The following is a 17822-nucleotide window of genomic DNA, read 5'->3' on the forward strand; positions in this document are numbered from 1 at the left end:
TTAGCTTAGGCCGCTTCTTTATTTGCTAGCTTTGCATCAAGAGATAGAGGTGACTTCCAATTTAGAAAGAGGAAGAGAGCAATCACTGCAAATGCTAAATCTAATTCATAGCCAGCACCTTGACCATTCCCCATAAATCCAGCAGATAATTTCACTTTTACTGTTGCAGCAATCATGATGACAAAAAGCAGCGCAGATATATAGCGAGTGCCTAAACCTATAATTAACATTAGCCCTCCAAGTAACTCAATCCCAGCAACTATGTACGCCATAAATCCCGGTATACCAATGCTATCAAACCAACCTGCTGTATTCCCAATCCCACCTTGAAACTTTGCTAAACCATGAATGACAAATGATAGACCTAAAAAAACTCGTAGAATAAATGTACCAACCTCATAAGACTTCATTTTATTTTTCTCCCTTCATATTTTAATAGAAACAACATCCAATACACTACACCACGTAGTGTAAGTGTGTAAAAAAAAGATGCTGTTGCTTATTTCATATATATACACTACACATTGTAGTGTATATATACATATTGGTCAAGACATAACACTTTATTATCAAGTAAACCACTAAGCTAAACACTCAAACAATAACCATTAAAACCATTAAGAGCAAGATCATGTTAATCGAGATAAAAACCGATTTTGTCTGTAACTTTACAGGGATTGACGACTCTGGCTCAATTAATTGTTTTATTCGAAAGTCTACAGTTCCATCTGCAAATGGGACAAGTACAGATGTTGCGTTCCCTTTTAGTCGTGTTTTTACAAGTTTAAGAAGTGCACTACCAAGTCCCAGTTCTGAACCCATTCGATTAACCGCATATTCATCAGCAGCAAGTTCTATCATAATTTTATAATTTTGATACGCCCATTTCGTCAGTGGAATATACCACATAACCTCAGAAATCATTTGGAGAACAAATACTTTGAGTGGATCAAAGTACCTTTGATGAGCGGATTCATGATAAATAACTGCTTCTAGCTCTGCATGATCTAACATCGCAATAAGTTCTGTAGAAAGAACAATGGTTGGTTTAAAAAACCCAAAGGTAAACGCAATATGCTCATGACAATTTATTACATGAATATCCATGTGCTTACGATAGTATTTTTTATTTATTTGTTCAGTCAACTGACTATTTTTTAGTAATGCAATTTTTTTCTTAACTCTATTTATATCAATTACTTGATGGACTACTTTTTTACAAAGAATGAAACAGGTATAGGCAATAAAAGTATTTACACCTAATAAAACAGAATGATAAACAACTGTATTTCCCCTAAATAAGCTTATACAAAGTTGAAAGATATTTAGATTGATCATTGTTCCTAACAAATGATTAAGTACATACATCCCCATTTGAACAAACAGCAAAATCGCAAAGAAAAGACCTAGACCTAAAACGACTAGTGATTTGTATCTCCACATTATTTACTTTTTCCTTTTTTTAATTGATCAATTTTTTGTTCTAGTCGATCGAGTAAACTTTGATCAACTTCTTTCAAAGAATCGAGCATATGATTGACAACTAGTCCGCCAAATTCATCTAGCAGATTTTCTGTTAGCTTTTTTGATTGCTCTTCAATGAATTCATCCTTCGTTTTTACAGGTTTAAAAAGCGATGATCTACCTTCTGCTCTTTTTTCTAGTATTTTCTTTTCAACTAGCCGATTCATTACGGTCATAACTGTATTAAAATTCGTCGCTTTTTCTTTTTCAAGCTGCTGTTGAACCTCTTTTATACTCTTTTCAGAGCCTTCCCAAAGAATGTCCATGATTTTTGCTTCTAAAGGACCAAAGAACCGATTTAAACCAACTTCATCATAGCGAAAATTGTTTATGTTCATTTTCATCACCTTCCATTACATATTGTAGTGTAAGGAGTTTTTTTTATCAATAGAAGAGAAAGGTAAAAAGAAGCCAAAATTGTTTTTAGCTTCTCTTTATATTTTAGTCTAATTTATCACCATTTGAAGCGATGACCCCTTGATACCAGTAAAAGCTTTGCTTACGGATTCGACGGAGGTCTTTTAAATCAAATTCATCGCGGTTAACATAAATAAAGCCATATCGCTTACTTGATCCTTGATGTGTGCTTACAAGATCAATTGCTGACCATGGGCAAAAGCCGAAAACTTCGACACCATCACTAATTGCTAATTGAAGTTGTTCAAGATGCTTTTTCAAGAAATCAATTCGATATGAATCATTGACAATATCATCTTCCTCTAATTGATCAAATGCACCTAAACCTAGTTCTGTCACAATTAATGGTAAGTGATAACGACTATAGATTTCACGAAGAGTTGTTCTAAATCCTACTGGGTCAATTTCCCAACCGAATTCATTTGTTTTTAAGTACTCATTTTTATGACCTTTATAAACACCTTGTTCGCCAATAGTGATATGCTGATCACCAGTATGATTGATATCACTAGGATCTCCAGTACTTTCTGCAACAGATTGAGATGTGTAATAGTTAAAGGCGATGAAGTCAGGATTTGCATTTGCCAGAATATCCATATCTCCTTCAACGATTGTTGGTGTATACCCGTTTTCTTCTAAATAGCTCCAAACAACGTTATTGTAACGGCCAAATACAGCCATATCTAAGTATAGCCAATTGCGGATCGCTGCAAAATTATCTGCAGCTAACACATCCTCAGGCTTAGCACTTGCAGGATAAATAGACACAATATTTGGTGCAGGCCCTATTTTAGCTTCAGGGAGCATTTGATGACACAATTTCATTGCTTTCGCTTGAGCAACTAGCATGTGATGGTTTTGTTGATACAATTCTTTTTTAGGATTTTCTAAATTTGGATCAATTGTACCTATTGCGTCACCATGTAGAATCATCATATTTTGCTCATTAATCGTTAACCAGTAATTTACTCGATCTCCAAAATTCGCAAACAAAGTTTTTGAGTATGTTTCAAATGCATCAATTGTTTCACGATTTGACCATCCTCCCTTTTGTTGAAGTGCATATGGTAAATCAAAATGATACATTGTCACAATTGGCTCGATGTTATTTTTAATAAGTTCGTTAATTAAGTTATTGTAAAATTCGATACCTTTTGGATTTACTTCTCCTGAACCATGTGGATATATTCTAGTCCAAGCTATAGAAAAACGATATGCTTTAAAGCCTAATTCTGCTAATAATGCTACATCTTCTTGATAGCGGTGATAATGATCACTCGCCACTTTAAAATCAGTTACACCTTCAACGTGATTTGCCATGTCAATAACTGAAGGTCCTTTTCCATCTTCATTCCAAGCACCTTCAATTTGATAAGCAGATGTTGAACCTCCCCAGAAAAATGCATCAGGGAATTTCTTTAAATTAGTATGCTTCATGTGCTATTCCTCCGTTTTCTTTCATATGTAGTCATCTATTATCTATTGAAAAGAAAGAAGATAAGATTTTTACTTATCTTCTCTTATTATCATGACTTATTATAATTCTTCTCCATTTGTTTTAATTACCTGTTTGTACCAATTAAAACTTTTCTTTTTAAAACGATTTAATGTTCCATTTCCTTCATTGTCTCGGTCAACATAGATAAAGCCATAACGCTTCTTCATTTCAGCTGTTGAAGCACTAACAAGGTCAATTGGACCCCATGCAGTATATCCCATTAGGTCAACACCATCTGCTATTGCTTCTTTCATTTCAGCAATATGCTCGCTTAAATAGTCAATTCTGTAGTCATCATTAATCGTTCCATCTTCTTCCACAACATCCACTGCACCTAATCCATTTTCAACAACGAACAATGGTTTTTGATAACGATCATATAATTGATTTAATGTTATTCTTAAGCCTTTAGGATCAATTTGCCATCCCCACTCAGAAGATTTCAAATATGGATTTTTCACTCCAGCTAATAAGTTCCCAGAAGCTTTTTCTAATTCTGCAGGATCTGCGGTTGCTACAAAAGACATATAATAACTAAAACCAATATAATCGACTGTGCCCTGTTTCAGAATTTCTTCATCACCTTCAGCCATTTCAATCGTAATATCATTTTCGATAAAATATCGCTTTAAGTAAGAAGGGTAATATCCTCTTGATTGGATATCTGAAAATAATAATGTTTTTCTATCCTGTTGCAAAGCAGCAAAAGCATCTTCAGGATTTGGTGTTACCGGATATGTTGTCATTGATGCGATCATACAGCCAATTTGTGCGTCTGGATTAATTTCATGACTTGCTTTTACTGCTAGAGCACTTGCAATAAATAGATGATGTGCTGCTTGATACATTGTATTTTGCTTATTTTCTCCTTCTTCAAAAACAAGTCCTCCACCTGTAAAAGGTGCATGTAAAACAACATTTATTTCGTTAAATGTCATCCAGTATTTCACTTTTCCTTTATATCTCTCTAATACAACTCTTGCATAACGTTCGTAAAATTCAATTACTTTACGATTTTTCCAGCCACCATAATTTTTAACAAGTCCTAATGGCATTTCATAATGTGAAATCGTTACCACAGGTTCGATATTGTGACTTAATAATTCATCAAAAAACTTATCGTAAAATGCTAAGCCTTCTTCATTTGGTGTCAGCTCGTCTCCATTTGGAAAAATTCTTGTCCAAGCTATTGAAGTACGGAAGCATTTAAAACCCATTTCAGCAAATAATGCAATGTCTTCTTTATATCTATGGTAGAAGTCGATTCCATCATGGTATAAGTTTAAATTTTTCATTGATTCATCAAACGGACTCATAATTCCATTTGGAGAAACATCTGCTGTTGAAAGCCCTTTTCCACCTTCTGTATATGCACCTTCAATTTGGTTTGCTGCTACAGCACCGCCCCAAAGAAAATTTTCAGGGAAATTTTTATTCATCTTAGTCATATTCCTTCACCTCGTCTAATATTTTGGCTGTTTAACAAACTTTGTTGCTTTTAAAATAGTATTGGATTGGTTGATTGCAGCGAGAGGATGCTCGCTTTCCGTGGGGCGGGCGATGAGCCTCCTCAGCGCGAAGCGCCTGCGGGGTCTCATCTGTCCCGCTACTCCCACAGGAGTCTCGCATATCCGTTCCAATCAACCTAATCAGTTTTGTTCAAAAACAACAATCTTTTAGAAAAGAGCCAATATTTTTAAGAGGCTGGCTTGAGATCAGCCTCATTCCTTACCTAATCTAAATTCAATAAATTATTTAGCTAATAAGGCCAAAAATGATTCTTTTGTGTTAACCTTTCCTTCTTTAACCGGCTTGATTTCTTCATAACGATCAGTATTGGTTATGATAATAGGAGTAATCAAATCATATCCTTCTGCTTGAATCGCATCCATATCAAATGAAACAAGTTGATCTCCTACATCTACGAAATCACCATCTTTTACATGTGCAATGAAGTGTTTTCCATCAAGTTTTACAGTGTCTAAACCGACATGGATTAATATTTCTGCTCCATTATCACTTGTAATTCCAATCGCATGTTTTGTTTTGAATATTGTCGTTACTTTTCCTGATACAGGGGAGACTACTAAACCTTTTTCAGGTTGGATTGCTAAACCTTGTCCCATGATTCCAGCAGAAAACGTTGGATCATTCACTTCACTTAATGGTTTTACCTCACCTTTAATTGGGCTGAAAAGTTCTTCAGCAGCTACGATAACAGCTGTTTTTGGTTCAATATTTTCATCTACAACGTTTGTAGTAGCAGGTTTATCCTGTTCTTTTTCACCTTCGACATCATCAAAACCAAGTATATAGGTAACTACTGTTCCTGCGATAAAAGAAATTCCTAAACCGATTAATGCATAGAAAAATGTAGGACCGATAAATGAAGTGATCCCTGGTAATCCGGCACTTCCTCCAAGAATGTAATATTTAACATCAAAGATGCTACAGAAAACACCACCAATTGCTCCACCAATTAAAGCACCAATAAATGGTTTTTTAAGACGCATATTAACCCCATACATTGCTGGTTCAGTGACACCCATTGAAGCAGTAAGACTTGTAGAAAATGCTAGTGATTTAAATGTTTTGTTCTTACTACGTAAGCCTACTGCAAATGCTGCACCAGATTGGGCTAAATTAGCCATTATCATTGTAACAAGCAAATAATCGAATCCATTTTGTGCAATAGAATTGAGTGCAATTGGAATTAAAGCATAATGCATACCTGTCATAATGATAAGTGACCATGTACCACCGAGTAGTAAGCCTGCAAATATGCCTCCATGTTCAAACAATGCACTAATTCCCACTGATAACCAGTTTCCAAGAATTGCACCCAGCGGGCCAACTGCAATTAAAGTAAGTGGCGCTACAATTAACAAAGTAAATGTTGGAACCAAGATTAATTTTAATGAACTTGGAATGATTCTATCAATCCATTTTTCTACATATGAAGCGATCCAAATTGCTAGAAGGATCGGGATAACTGTCGATGAATACGTAACAGCCGTTACAGGTAGACCGATAAAAGATATTTTTTCACCTGAACTTAAGAGTGTTGTAAGGTTCGGATATAAAATCGCTGTTCCGATCGCACCTGCAATATAAGGATTGCTTCCAAATTTTCTTGCTGCACTAAAAGCTAGTAATATTGGTAAGAAATAAAACGCTCCATCACCAATAGCATTTAATATAATATAAGTTTGGCTCGTATTAGTGATCCAACCAAACGTCAAAGCAATTGCTAGGATTCCTTTGATCATACCCGCACCAGCAATCGCTGGTAAGATTGGTGTGAACACACCAGAAATAACATCAAAAATGGCACTTATCACATTTTTCTTTCCACCAGATTTTTTCTCACTTGCTTGATCTGCATTAAGTTTACTGTTGGACAAAATCGCTTTATAAACTTTTGGTACATCATTTCCAATGATGATCTGAAATTGATCACCACTTACATTCGTTCCCATTACTCCAGAAACCTTTTCTAATTTACTACGATCTACTTTGCTGTTGTCATATAGATTAAAACGTAATCTTGTCATACAGTGAATAACACTTTGAACGTTTTCCTCACCACCTACAAGTTGCAAGATCTCTTTTGATGTTTTATTATAATCCATGTGTATATACCTCCTATTATTGGGGGAAATTAATTTGTTTGGACTGGGGTGGCAGCCCCGGTCCATTTAAATTATTAAAAGGCTTTTATACAAAATAAGTAAAAATAAGTTCGGATCATTCGTTTTCGTCACCTTCACCTCCATAAAGCTACCAATAAAAAAAACCTAAATTACAAATCAATGCTTTAAAGACATAAATAGCCTTCCATTGACAGTAACTTAGGTTTTGCCTGCTTAACCAGTAACAATCCTTTATAGTTATTCGTATTTAGTTTTTAACTTTTTCATAGAATTTAATTAAATAAAAAAACCTAAATCACGACAGAAGAAAAATACATTTTCCTACTCTGTTCGTCATTTAGGTTTTGCCTGCTTAATCAGTAACAATCCTATGATTGAAAGTATTTAATTAACTTATGAACATAATTTATCATGAAATAAAAAATGTGTCAACGCTTTCTTTTAAATAAAGAAAAATTGGGATTATCTCAAAAGGAACTTGTATTTGAATCCGATTAGCGATTGACAACTCTTTCGATATGAATTGTTAAATACAATTTTTCGTCACTCGTTAATTCATAATCAAATTCTTTTTTTATATAACCATTAATTTTTTCTGTACACTCGTACGCATCACTATGCTTATTTTTTACAGCTTCATATAAAAAATCATCTTCACTTTCCAAATATGTTTTACTAAAAAGTCTTTGGGCAAAAAACTTTAAGTGTGTAACAAAACGGTAGTAATTCAAAGAATCTTCATTAAAATCGATTTTAAAGTGATACTTTACAATGTTTAGGATATCTTGCATCACATTTGTAATGTTTACGATATTTGGCATTTCTTCATTAAGTTCAGCGTTTACAATATGCATCGCAATAAAGCCTGCTTCATCTTCTGGTAGAGAAACATGAAGTTTTTCTTCTATTAGGATTAGAGCTTCTTTTCCGATTGAGAATTCATCTTTATAAAGTCGTTTTATTTCCCACAGCAACGCATTTTTTATATCGAGACCTTTTTTATTTCTTTCAATTGCAAAATTAATATGATCGGTAAGAGAAACATAAATACTATCGTTTAAGTCCCTGCCAAGTTTTGCTTTTGCATTCATAATGATATCTTCCGTAACATCCATATATTCCATAGGCACTTCATATAAGAGTGTTTTAAATCGCTCAGATATATCCTTGTTTTTCAATGCAAATATTTTCTCGATTTTCGCTTCTTCAACGTCATCTCCCGGTCTCTTTTGAAAAGCAAGCCCTCTACCCATAACGACTAATTCTTCATTTTGATCGTTGAAAACACTTATGACATTGTTATTAATAATTTTTGCTATTTTCATCTTGATCACCTTTACGTTATTTCATGGTTTTAAGGTTTTGCCTGTGTGACCAGTAACAATCCTACTTATTATATGATTAAATGTTACCATCTCAAAAAATCATTAGCAACATATTTAGATGACCCTTATTCTTCCATCCCTTCGTTATCCTACTTCATATAATTGAGAAATTTCATGAAATCAAACTTTTTGAGAAAATAGCTAAGAAAAAAACAAAAATGCACCTGATAAATTGTTATCTGATGCATTTTGATAGTAAATAAATTTTATATGTATATATGTTTTTTAGCTTTGTATATGTCGTCTTAACGAATAAATAGTTGATTTTATTTTACACAATGAATGACTTATTATTTGATGCTATTTCTAAAATTATCGTAGTCAGTTTTAATATAATGAAATAATTTTGTGTTGCCGCCATGATCAGGATGAGTAAGTTTCAGTAATTCTTTATATGCTGATAACACTTCATTACTGCTCGCCTTTTTTGATAGACCGAATTTTTGCAAAAGATCATATTGGACAGTATTGTAAAGTTTGTCATTTTCGCTATTTTCACCTGTAAGCCTTTCTTCTTTTAATTTTATTAGTTCTTCTCGTAATTGAATATTTTCTTTTAATAAATCCATTGTTTCATTATGTAATTTTCTTTTTTCATTCTTTAATTGGATTATTTCGTTAGTTAACATATCTCTTTGGTGGGATAATACTTTTGTTGCTGTTTTATGTAGTTCTTCTACCCCTTCTATATATACATCTTTTTCTTTTATTTTTAATTTTAAATAGCGGATGATCTCATCTTTGTCTTTATCTTGATCAGTTCTTTCCTTAACTAGCGCTGAAGCTGCATTGTCAAAAACCGAAAAGGCTTCCGTATTCCTACTCCCTGTTCCATCATATTTAACCTTGCCTTCGTTTAACCAACGTCTTACTGTTTGAATGCTTCTACTATCCGATAATCCTGCTTCCTTTAACATGTAAAATGCTTGATCTGTGTTCACAATGTTCCCTCCCTTCTGTTTTTTTCTATTACATTACTTTGTTTTATATAGACACTTATTATATATATAAGCTACCTTGATTCTTTTTCTGTTCCGATTCTCAAAAATGAGTATTTATTCATAAGGAAATCATGTTGATTTCCTTATGAATAAAAGTTGTCACTTGTATATTTTTATCGATATTTTGTCATTCAAGAGTAATACTTAGTAGATTTCGAATGATAGAGTCTAAGAGAATGATAAACAGTGAAAAAGTAAGCTAAATCAATAATTCAAGTTGGATTATTAGTTCTTTTTCCCTCGATTAAGCGACTTTATAAGGCTAATTAATCAAAAATGAGAAATTTATTGCTTTTCATTTAAAAACCATCCACAATTTGGTATACATAAAGAGTAGGTCAGTTAAAATTTCAAATTCGGGAGGTAAACATGACTAAAACACCGTTACAAGTCAAATTGGTTCCTTATACGATTAATTCAATTGTCGAAAACACAAATGAAACTCCAGAGGGTGTTCGTTTAATACAAGCACCTATGATTTGGGAGAAAAGCAGCCATGGTGAAAACATTGTTATTGCAGTTATTGATACTGGTGTTGACAAGAATCATCCAGATCTAAAGGATCAAATTATCGGCGGAAGAAATTTTACAACTGATCATCATTCAAATCCAACTATTTTTAAAGATAATAATGGTCATGGTACACACGTAACAGGTACCATTGCTGCTAGTTTAAATAATAAAGGTGTTGTAGGGGTTGCACCAAAAGCAAAAATTTTAAGTTTAAAAGTTTTGACAGGAGAAGGCTCTGGAGATTATGAATGGATCATAAATGCTATTAACTATGCTGTTGACTGGCGTGGTCCACAAAACCAAAGAGTTCGTGTCATTTCAATGTCACTTGGTGGTCCACATGATGTTCCAGAGCTTCATAAAGCCATACAAAATGCGGTTAATCATAATATATCAGTCGTTGTTGCAGCAGGAAATGAAGGTGATGATAGAGAAGATACGTTTGAGTATTCTTATCCAGGTAGTTATAACGAAGTCATTCAAGTAGGTGCTGTGAGTAATGATTTAAACCTTGCACCGTTTACAAATACAAATGCAGAAGTAGATCTTGTCGCTCCTGGTGTTGAAATCGTATCAACATATCTAGATAATCAATATGCGTCACTATCTGGAACCTCAATGGCAACTCCACACGTAGCAGGTGCATTAGCTTTACTTATTAACTTAAGTGAAAAAGAGTTTGGTAGACCTCTTATTGAAACTGAAATCTATGCACAGCTAGTCAGAAGAACTTTACCTCTAGGAAATCGTAAAAGCTCTGAAGGTAATGGTTTTCTCTTACTCGACTTAGTAGACAAAGTACGTGAGATTATCAATGTTGCAAGAATTAATCTTATTGAAACAAAAAATTAATAGTTTGGTAGTAAAATTGAGTAAGACTAGAAACTCAACTTTTATTATCCACTTAGAATAATCTAGTACCTGTGGATGCCATTAAACTTAACGGATAGTGATTAGAATATCATTGTCCGTTTTGTTTACTGAAAGCCTGACTGTCAAACACCTATTTAATCAAATCACTAAGTGCAAGAAAGTTTCCATACCAGAAGGAGGAAGCATTTTGAATAATCGAGAGAGATTGGACGCTAGTGAAAACGTAGAATTAAAAAGAGCTTTAATTGAATTGGAGCAGAATAAAAAAAGAATTGTAAATGAAAACGAATATTACGAAGAAGAAAAGGATCAAACTTTAATCAATAGCTATTACCAAGAGATAAATTTTGTTGGAGCGGACAAGCAGGAACTGTTCAAGCAACTAAATCTATTAGTAACTAATACACATCTTAATCAGCTATCTTACAATGCAACAACAAGAAATTATCTTTATACTTGGGTAGACCTCCAATTAAATGGAAAATTAAAAAGCATCTATTCAGGAGGGGATAAGGAACCTGAACAAGTCATGAAAGAGGATTTCGAAGCAGACTTGAAAAGAAAAGAAGCATATCAAATTTTATTATCAAATGATTTAAAGGATCTGATGAAAGTCAAAGAGACGATTGCGTCAATTGAAAGTGATAATATGTATAATTGTGAACATGTTGTGCCTCAATCATGGTTTGAAAAGGAAAATCCAATGAGAGGAGATTTGCATCATCTTTTTACTTGTGAAATAAAATGTAATTCATCAAGATCCAATTTTCCTTACCATGATTTCAAAGACTATTCCCCGAAAATGAAAATAGAAGAAATCAGAGCAAATTGCGGTAAATACGAAGATAATAAGTTCGAACCAGAAAGAGGCAAAGGTGAGGTTGCAAGGGCAACATTGTATTTTTTATTAAGATATCCGGGTGAAGTCAGCCAATACAGTAATGAAGACATTGATTTGCTTATAAAGTGGCATAATGATTTTCGCGTCTCAACTTATGAAAAACATCGCAATATGGCTATTTACTCTATTCAAAAAAATAGAAATCCCCTGATTGATTTTCCTCAGTATGTTGAAAGTATTGATTTTTCATTAGGATTAGGAAAAAATTATTCAACTAACCAGAAATAATATGATTATGTACATGTCCTATTATAAATAAAAGACGGTCAAACCTCACGAAACACATGAGGCTGACCGTCTTTTTCTAGTTTAGTTTGATCCAGCTTTCAATAATACTGCTTCCTCTTGCTTATTTGCAGCTGCTTTCTTTTGAGCATATTTAGCAGTTAAAATAACACCTGCAACTACTAAAATTTCAAAACCATATTTCACAAAGCCATTTTCAAAAAATCCGCTTAAGAAATGTTCTCCTACGATCATTTTTGATGCTGTCCAAGCTAATACGGCTGCACCCAATGTAACAATAATTGGGTATCTATCAATCCATTTTAGGATAAGTGTACTTCCCCACATTACAACTGGAACAGAAATTAATAATCCAAGTACAACTAGAAGCATATTCCCATGAGAAGCACCTGCAACAGCTAAAACATTATCAAGACCCATTAATGCGTCAGCGATAATAACTGTACGAATTGCTGCCCAAAAGTTATCTCCAGCTTTCACATCACCGTGATCATTGTCATCTACTAACAATTTGTAAGCAATAATGACTAATAGAAGTCCACCAACTAAATGAAGACCAGGGATTTCTAATAACCAAACAACCGCTAAAGTTGCTACGATTCGAATTGCAATTGCTCCTACAGAGCCCCATAAAATAACCTTCTTTTGTTGGTGTTTTGGCAGATTTCTTGCCGCAAGACCAATCAAAATGGCATTATCTCCAGCTAAAACTAAATCAATCACTATAATAGACAAAAGTGCAGTGAGAAATTCCATTTCCATTTGTGTACCTCCTATAAAAATTATATTTTACTACTTTCAAATTCTAATAAATTCAAAAATAGTTATTCACCACAAAAATAAAGAGACCTTTGCCAAAGTGGCAAAGGTCTCGCTAAGCACAATAATATGCCAACAAAGCCGATGAACAAGGTTCATGTAATGACGACTTTGTTTCAGGATAATCCTGACGCTACTCCCCTTTACGGTGGAAGTTTCTTATGGTTCGTTCTTTTATTTAATTTCATTATACTGTAATAAATGGGCTTCTGTCTATATTTTTTCTTATTCTATACTTCAACATCCATAAAATTATCTTTCTTTTGCTTAATACCAGCGATGATACTAAGAGTTATTACAATAACAGAAAGAACAATTAAAGTACCTGAGATCGGCCTTGATAAGATCGCTAAAAGATTGCCATCAAAGAGATTTAATGATTGTAACAGTGATTCTTCCATTAATCCTCCTAATATAAAGACTAAAGCGATCGGAGCGACAGGGATATCTGCCTTTTTAAACAAATAACCGATTATGCCAAAAGCAAGGAACCCACCAACCTCCCAAAGACTATTACTAATAGAATATGTACCTACAATTGAGACACTTATGATGATTGGGAAGAGTAATTTAAACGGAATATTTGCAACTTTTGCCCACAATTTCGCCATCGGTAAATTCATAAATAACAACAAAGCATTTCCTATAAACATACTTGCGATAACTGCCCAGACAAACTCAGAATTTTGAACAAACATTGTTGGACCTGGAGTAAGACCATGTAAGATAAAGGCACCTAATAGCACTGCCATCGTAGCAGAACTAGGAATACCTAATAAGAATAATGGAATAAGTGCTCCTCCACAAAAAGAGTTGTTAGCTGTTTCAGGTCCGGCTACGCCTTCCACTGCTCCCTTACCAAATCGAGAAGGATCCTTCGCCAGCTTCTTTTCTAATGAATATGACATGAGGGCGGGAACAACTGAACTGGTACCAGGGATTAATCCGATGAAAAACCCTAATAGTGTACCTCTTCCCATTGACATAAGTGAGGGCTTCCATTCGTTTCGTTGAGGAAAAAGTCCACCCATCTTTGGAGGATCATCAGGCTTTTTAAGTTGCTGTTCAGCACTTAATAAGATTTCAGATAAACCAAACAGCCCCATCGCTATCGTAACAAAATCAAAACCATCTAAGAGATGTGTAGATCCAAAAGAGAAACGGACAATACCCGATCCAGGAGCAATACCTACCAAAGCTAATATTAGTCCTATTGTAACTGCAATAGCACCTTTAATTATTGATTTACCAGCTAACCCAATGACCATTGTCATCCCAAAGATAATTAAAGCGAAAAATTCAGGAGGGCCAAATGCCAATGCAAAATCCACTAATAACGGTGCTACAATTACTAAGCCAATGATAGACAAAGTTCCTCCGATAAAAGAGCCGATTGCTGATAAACCAAGAGCAACTCCAGCTCGTCCCTTCTTTGCCATTGGATAGCCATCCAGACTTGTAATAACAGATGCTGCCTCACCAGGTACATTCACTAAAACAGTTGTAATTGTACCACCATACATTGATCCATAAAAAATACCAGCCAACATAATAATTGCAGGAATTGGGTCCATTGCAAAGGTCATTGGAATTAAAAGCGCTGTCCCTGCACTAGGACCTAAACCTGGTAGGATCCCGACCAGCATCCCAACAGATACACCAATTAAACAATACAATAGATTTTGCCAAGTTAGAGCCGTTTCAAAACCAGCTAATAGATAACTAAATACCTCCATCCTTATCCCCTCCTTACCATCCCCATAAATTAACTGGTAATGGAATATTCAAAACTATTTTGAATCCGAAAAATAACACAAACGTAATTGCCGTAGAAATACCGAATGCTGAATACCATTTGTATTCTGGTGTAAGCAATATAAGCAAAACAATGATACTCGCTATGATAAACCCTGTATAAGGAGAAATGATAATGAAAAGAAAAATTGAACCAACAATCGTTAATAGCTTAACTAAAACCTTTCCTTTTGGAAGTAAATCGAATAGATTGACATGTTCTTCTTTTAAACTATTGATGATATAAAGAATAGATAGCCCCCCCAGTAAACCACTTAACCAAATCGGGAGTAATCCTGGCCCTGCACCATATTGCCCATAATACTCTAAGGATAGAGATTGCCAAAAAATAACAACAGAAAATATCAAGAGAAAAGCGCCTACCCAGACACCGATATTTTTCAAGTTAACCACTCCTTCCGACTTCCAAAATTGCATCAAAAAAATATATCTATCCTATAAACCCGGGCTTATTCATCGTTTCGGAAATTATAAAATTCTTTAACTTTGGATAAGCGCACGACATCCAGCTCCAGCGCCGAGCTCCTCTAGGGTCTAGCTAATTTAGAATTGAAGGCAAAGAACGCCTTCTATTCTAAATCATCTTATTGCCCGAGGCTGTTCAAGGCGCCCTGAGCTTTTGTTCTTTTACCAGCCTAATAAATCTTTTAAATCAGTAATATCCTTTATATCCTGTTCGAGCATACTTAGATAGTCATCACTATTTGCATAACTTACCTGTGTTCCTAACTTCTCCATTTTCTTAACATGTTCAGCATTGTTAATCGCCTTTTCTAAAGCATCCTGAAGGATTTTTACCTTTTCAGGATCAACACCTTTTGGAGCAGCCAATCCCCTTGTTGCTTGAGAATAAACCCCTTCATATCCCGCTTCCTCAAGAGTTGGAACTTCAGGTAAAAATGCTGATCTTTCTTTTGCTGCTACACCGATGACCTTTAATTGCCCACTATTATGTAGATTATAGGCTTCACCTGCACTCGTCACTAAAATATCAATATGACCACCTAAGAAAGCAGTTGAGCTATTTGCCGTTCCTTCAAACTGAACTGCATCAATCTTTGTCCCAAGCTTTTGATTCATTAATAAAGATACCAAATGTTCATCACTTGCAACTCCAGATCCATTTGCTTTTAGTTTATTTGTTTTCGCATATTCAATTAACTCTTCAATGTTTGTAAAACGATCCTCATCTGTACGAATTGCTATGACTCCTGGGTCTGCCACATGGTTTGCAAGCACTTCAAAACTGTCAAGAGTCACATCACGTTTAACAGAAGGATTTACAAGTCCACCTGCTATATTAGGAGAATTTAGATAGCCAATTGTATAACCGTCTGGCTTTGCAGTTGCTAGTGCCGTCCAGCCTACCCAACCACTTCCCCCCGGTTGATTTATGACATTTACAGGAACACCTAATTCTTTTTCAAGATACGGTGTTAACGTACGAGCAGTTGTATCTGTACCACCACCTGCATCGTACGAAACAATGACCGAGATCGGTTTAGTTGGGAAATCACTTTCTTTCGAACCTTCACTCTCATTTCCTGATGCATTTGAAGATGTTCCCTGATGAGCTGAGCATGCAGAAAGTAGTCCGATTACTAAAAGCATTGTTATAAAATACAATAAACGCTTCATTTTACATCCCCCTTTGATATCTTTAACTATTAAGTTGTAAACTCAAATTTGGATAACGCTTACATTTTTCTAATATCACCTATGTTAAATTTTAGAATTTATTGCATCAGCGAACTAAGCATGGACGTTTATTATCAAACTTCCAGCCCGGAATTAAATACTGCATCACAAGTGAATCATCACGTACACCTAACTTTTTATCTTTATAAAGTTTATTGGCCTTCTCAATTTGATCCATGTCAATTTCGATTCCTAAACCCGGCTTTTCAGGGACAGCTACCTTGCCGTTAACAATTTTTAACGGATCTTTCGTTAATCGTTGCCCATCTTGCCAGATCCAATGTGTATCAATCGCTGTTATTTTACCAGGTGCTGCTGCTGCAACATGGGTAAACATTGCTAATGATATATCAAAGTGATTATTCGAATGAGATCCCCATGTTAATCCCCAATCATTGCACATTTGTGCCACTCGGACTGATCCCTGCATTGTCCAAAAGTGTGGATCTGCTAGTGGAATATCAACCGAATTTAATTGGATCGAATGGCCCATCTCACGCCAGTCTGTGGCAATCATATTAGTAGCGGTCGGTAGTCCTGTTGCTCTTCTGAATTCAGCCATCACTTCACGAGCTGAATAGCCATTTTCTGCTCCACATGGATCTTCAGCGTAAGCTAAAATATGCTGTTTATTCGAACAAAGTCTAATTGCTTCCTCCAAAGACCATGCTCCATTTGGGTCTAACGTAATCCTAGCATTCGGAAATCTTTCAGCTAACGCAGTGACTGCTTCTATCTCTTCTTCTCCACGAAGAACGCCACCCTTTAATTTATAATCGTTAAATCCATAACGTTCATATGCTGCTTCAGCAAGTCGGACAATTGCTTCTGGGGTAAGTGCTGCTTCGTGACGTAGGCGAAGCCAATCATCTACAGCATCATAATCACTTAAATATGGTTGATCTGTTAAATTCCTATCTCCAATATAAAATAGATACCCTAGCATTTCGACTGTTTCTCTTTGTTGTCCTTCTCCAAGCAATGCAGCAACAGGTACACCTAGGAATTTACCAACTAAATCTAATAATGCAGCTTCTATCGCGGTTACTGCATGAATTGTGATGCGAAGATCAAATGTTTGCAGCCCCCGTCCAGCAGTGTCACGGTTAGCAAATTTCCTTCTTATATTGTTTAAAATATTGTTGTATTTACCGATAGACTCCCCGATAACCAATGACTTTGCATCTTCTAATGTTTGGCGAATTTTCTCTCCACCCGGTACCTCACCAACTCCTGTATTTCCTGCATTGTCTTTTAAAATAACCACATTACGAGTAAAAAAGGGGCTGTGGGCACCACTTAGATTAAGTAACATACTGTCATGACCAGCAACAGGAATAACAAGCATTTCAGTAATGACAGGAGTGCTAGAAGAGATGTAATCATTTATCTTTTGATTTTTCAGTTGTTGATTCATCGTAACACCACCTTGTTTTAGTAAAAAATATAATTACAATTTTAATAGATCGAGGAGAGAAA

Annotated in this window: 15 protein-coding genes and 1 riboswitch; of the genes, 2 read left to right on the plus strand and 13 right to left on the minus strand. The window is 35.0% G+C overall.

Annotated elements, in window-relative coordinates; translation table 11 throughout:
- Window positions 1–5: 5 nt before the first annotated feature.
- From HUW50_RS03725 to HUW50_RS03760, 8 genes are all read right to left on the minus strand, one after another.
- Window positions 6–410, minus strand: coding sequence for a DoxX family protein (locus tag HUW50_RS03725; RefSeq protein ID WP_066340060.1), 405 nt, complete (start codon window positions 408–410; stop codon window positions 6–8).
- A 184-nt stretch (window positions 411–594) separates the two neighbouring features.
- Window positions 595–1443, minus strand: a complete 849-nt coding sequence (locus tag HUW50_RS03730) for a M56 family metallopeptidase (RefSeq protein ID WP_066340062.1) — start codon at window positions 1441–1443, stop codon at window positions 595–597.
- Window positions 1443–1862 carry a BlaI/MecI/CopY family transcriptional regulator gene (locus HUW50_RS03735; RefSeq protein WP_066340064.1) on the minus strand — a complete coding sequence of 140 codons (420 nt, stop codon included), beginning with the start codon at window positions 1860–1862 and terminating at the stop codon, window positions 1443–1445. The genes HUW50_RS03730 and HUW50_RS03735 overlap by 1 nt, the downstream gene beginning before the upstream one ends.
- 103 nt (window positions 1863–1965) lie before the next feature.
- The gene (locus HUW50_RS03740; RefSeq protein WP_066340067.1) at window positions 1966–3378 is read right to left on the minus strand and encodes a glycoside hydrolase family 1 protein; all 1413 of its coding nucleotides are present in this window, start codon (window positions 3376–3378) and stop codon (window positions 1966–1968) included.
- Window positions 3379–3477: 99 nt separating this feature from the next.
- Entirely contained in the window at window positions 3478–4887 is a 1410-nt protein-coding gene (locus HUW50_RS03745) for an aryl-phospho-beta-d-glucosidase (RefSeq protein WP_066340069.1), read from the minus strand.
- A 303-nt stretch (window positions 4888–5190) separates the two neighbouring features.
- Window positions 5191–7071: a beta-glucoside-specific PTS transporter subunit IIABC gene (locus HUW50_RS03750; protein WP_066340075.1), complete on the minus strand. Its 1881-nt coding sequence runs from the start codon at window positions 7069–7071 to the stop codon at window positions 5191–5193.
- Window positions 7072–7586: 515 nt separating this feature from the next.
- Window positions 7587–8417: a BglG family transcription antiterminator LicT gene (gene licT / locus HUW50_RS03755; RefSeq protein ID WP_185653704.1), complete on the minus strand. Its 831-nt coding sequence runs from the start codon at window positions 8415–8417 to the stop codon at window positions 7587–7589.
- Window positions 8418–8767: 350 nt separating this feature from the next.
- Entirely contained in the window at window positions 8768–9418 is a 651-nt protein-coding gene (locus HUW50_RS03760; RefSeq protein WP_185653705.1) for a J domain-containing protein, read from the minus strand.
- Window positions 9419–9847: 429 nt separating this feature from the next.
- Here HUW50_RS03760 and HUW50_RS03765 point away from each other — a divergent pair, with 429 nt between their 5' ends.
- Window positions 9848–10843, plus strand: coding sequence for a S8 family peptidase (locus tag HUW50_RS03765; protein WP_066340084.1), 996 nt, complete (start codon window positions 9848–9850; stop codon window positions 10841–10843).
- A gap of 208 nt (window positions 10844–11051) precedes the next feature.
- On the plus strand, window positions 11052–11993 hold the full coding sequence (locus HUW50_RS03770; RefSeq protein ID WP_260445659.1) for an endonuclease I family protein: 942 nt from the start codon (window positions 11052–11054) through the stop codon (window positions 11991–11993).
- Window positions 11994–12074: 81 nt separating this feature from the next.
- Here the strand turns inward: HUW50_RS03770 and HUW50_RS03775 are convergent, their stop codons facing one another.
- The 5 genes from HUW50_RS03775 to gudD all read right to left on the minus strand — a co-directional run bounded on the left by HUW50_RS03775 (window position 12075) and on the right by gudD (window position 17760).
- The gene (locus HUW50_RS03775; protein WP_066340087.1) at window positions 12075–12773 is read right to left on the minus strand and encodes a TerC family protein; all 699 of its coding nucleotides are present in this window, start codon (window positions 12771–12773) and stop codon (window positions 12075–12077) included.
- A 114-nt stretch (window positions 12774–12887) separates the two neighbouring features.
- A riboswitch (yybP-ykoY riboswitch) is annotated at window positions 12888–12984 on the minus strand.
- A gap of 76 nt (window positions 12985–13060) precedes the next feature.
- Window positions 13061–14566, minus strand: coding sequence for a tripartite tricarboxylate transporter permease (locus HUW50_RS03780; protein ID WP_066340088.1), 1506 nt, complete (start codon window positions 14564–14566; stop codon window positions 13061–13063).
- Between the two features lie 13 nt (window positions 14567–14579).
- A complete protein-coding gene (locus HUW50_RS03785) occupies window positions 14580–15029 on the minus strand; it encodes a tripartite tricarboxylate transporter TctB family protein (RefSeq protein WP_066340089.1) in 450 nt (149 codons plus the stop codon).
- A 243-nt stretch (window positions 15030–15272) separates the two neighbouring features.
- The gene (locus HUW50_RS03790) at window positions 15273–16283 is read right to left on the minus strand and encodes a tripartite tricarboxylate transporter substrate binding protein (protein WP_185653706.1); all 1011 of its coding nucleotides are present in this window, start codon (window positions 16281–16283) and stop codon (window positions 15273–15275) included.
- A 106-nt stretch (window positions 16284–16389) separates the two neighbouring features.
- Complete coding sequence (gene gudD / locus HUW50_RS03795) at window positions 16390–17760, minus strand: glucarate dehydratase (protein ID WP_066340099.1); 1371 nt, start codon at window positions 17758–17760, stop codon at window positions 16390–16392.
- Window positions 17761–17822: the final 62 nt, after the last annotated feature.

Origin of the sequence: Metabacillus sp. KUDC1714 (genome assembly GCF_014217835.1) — a bacterium.
In the GTDB taxonomy this organism is placed as follows: domain Bacteria; phylum Bacillota; class Bacilli; order Bacillales; family Bacillaceae; genus Metabacillus; species Metabacillus rhizosphaerae.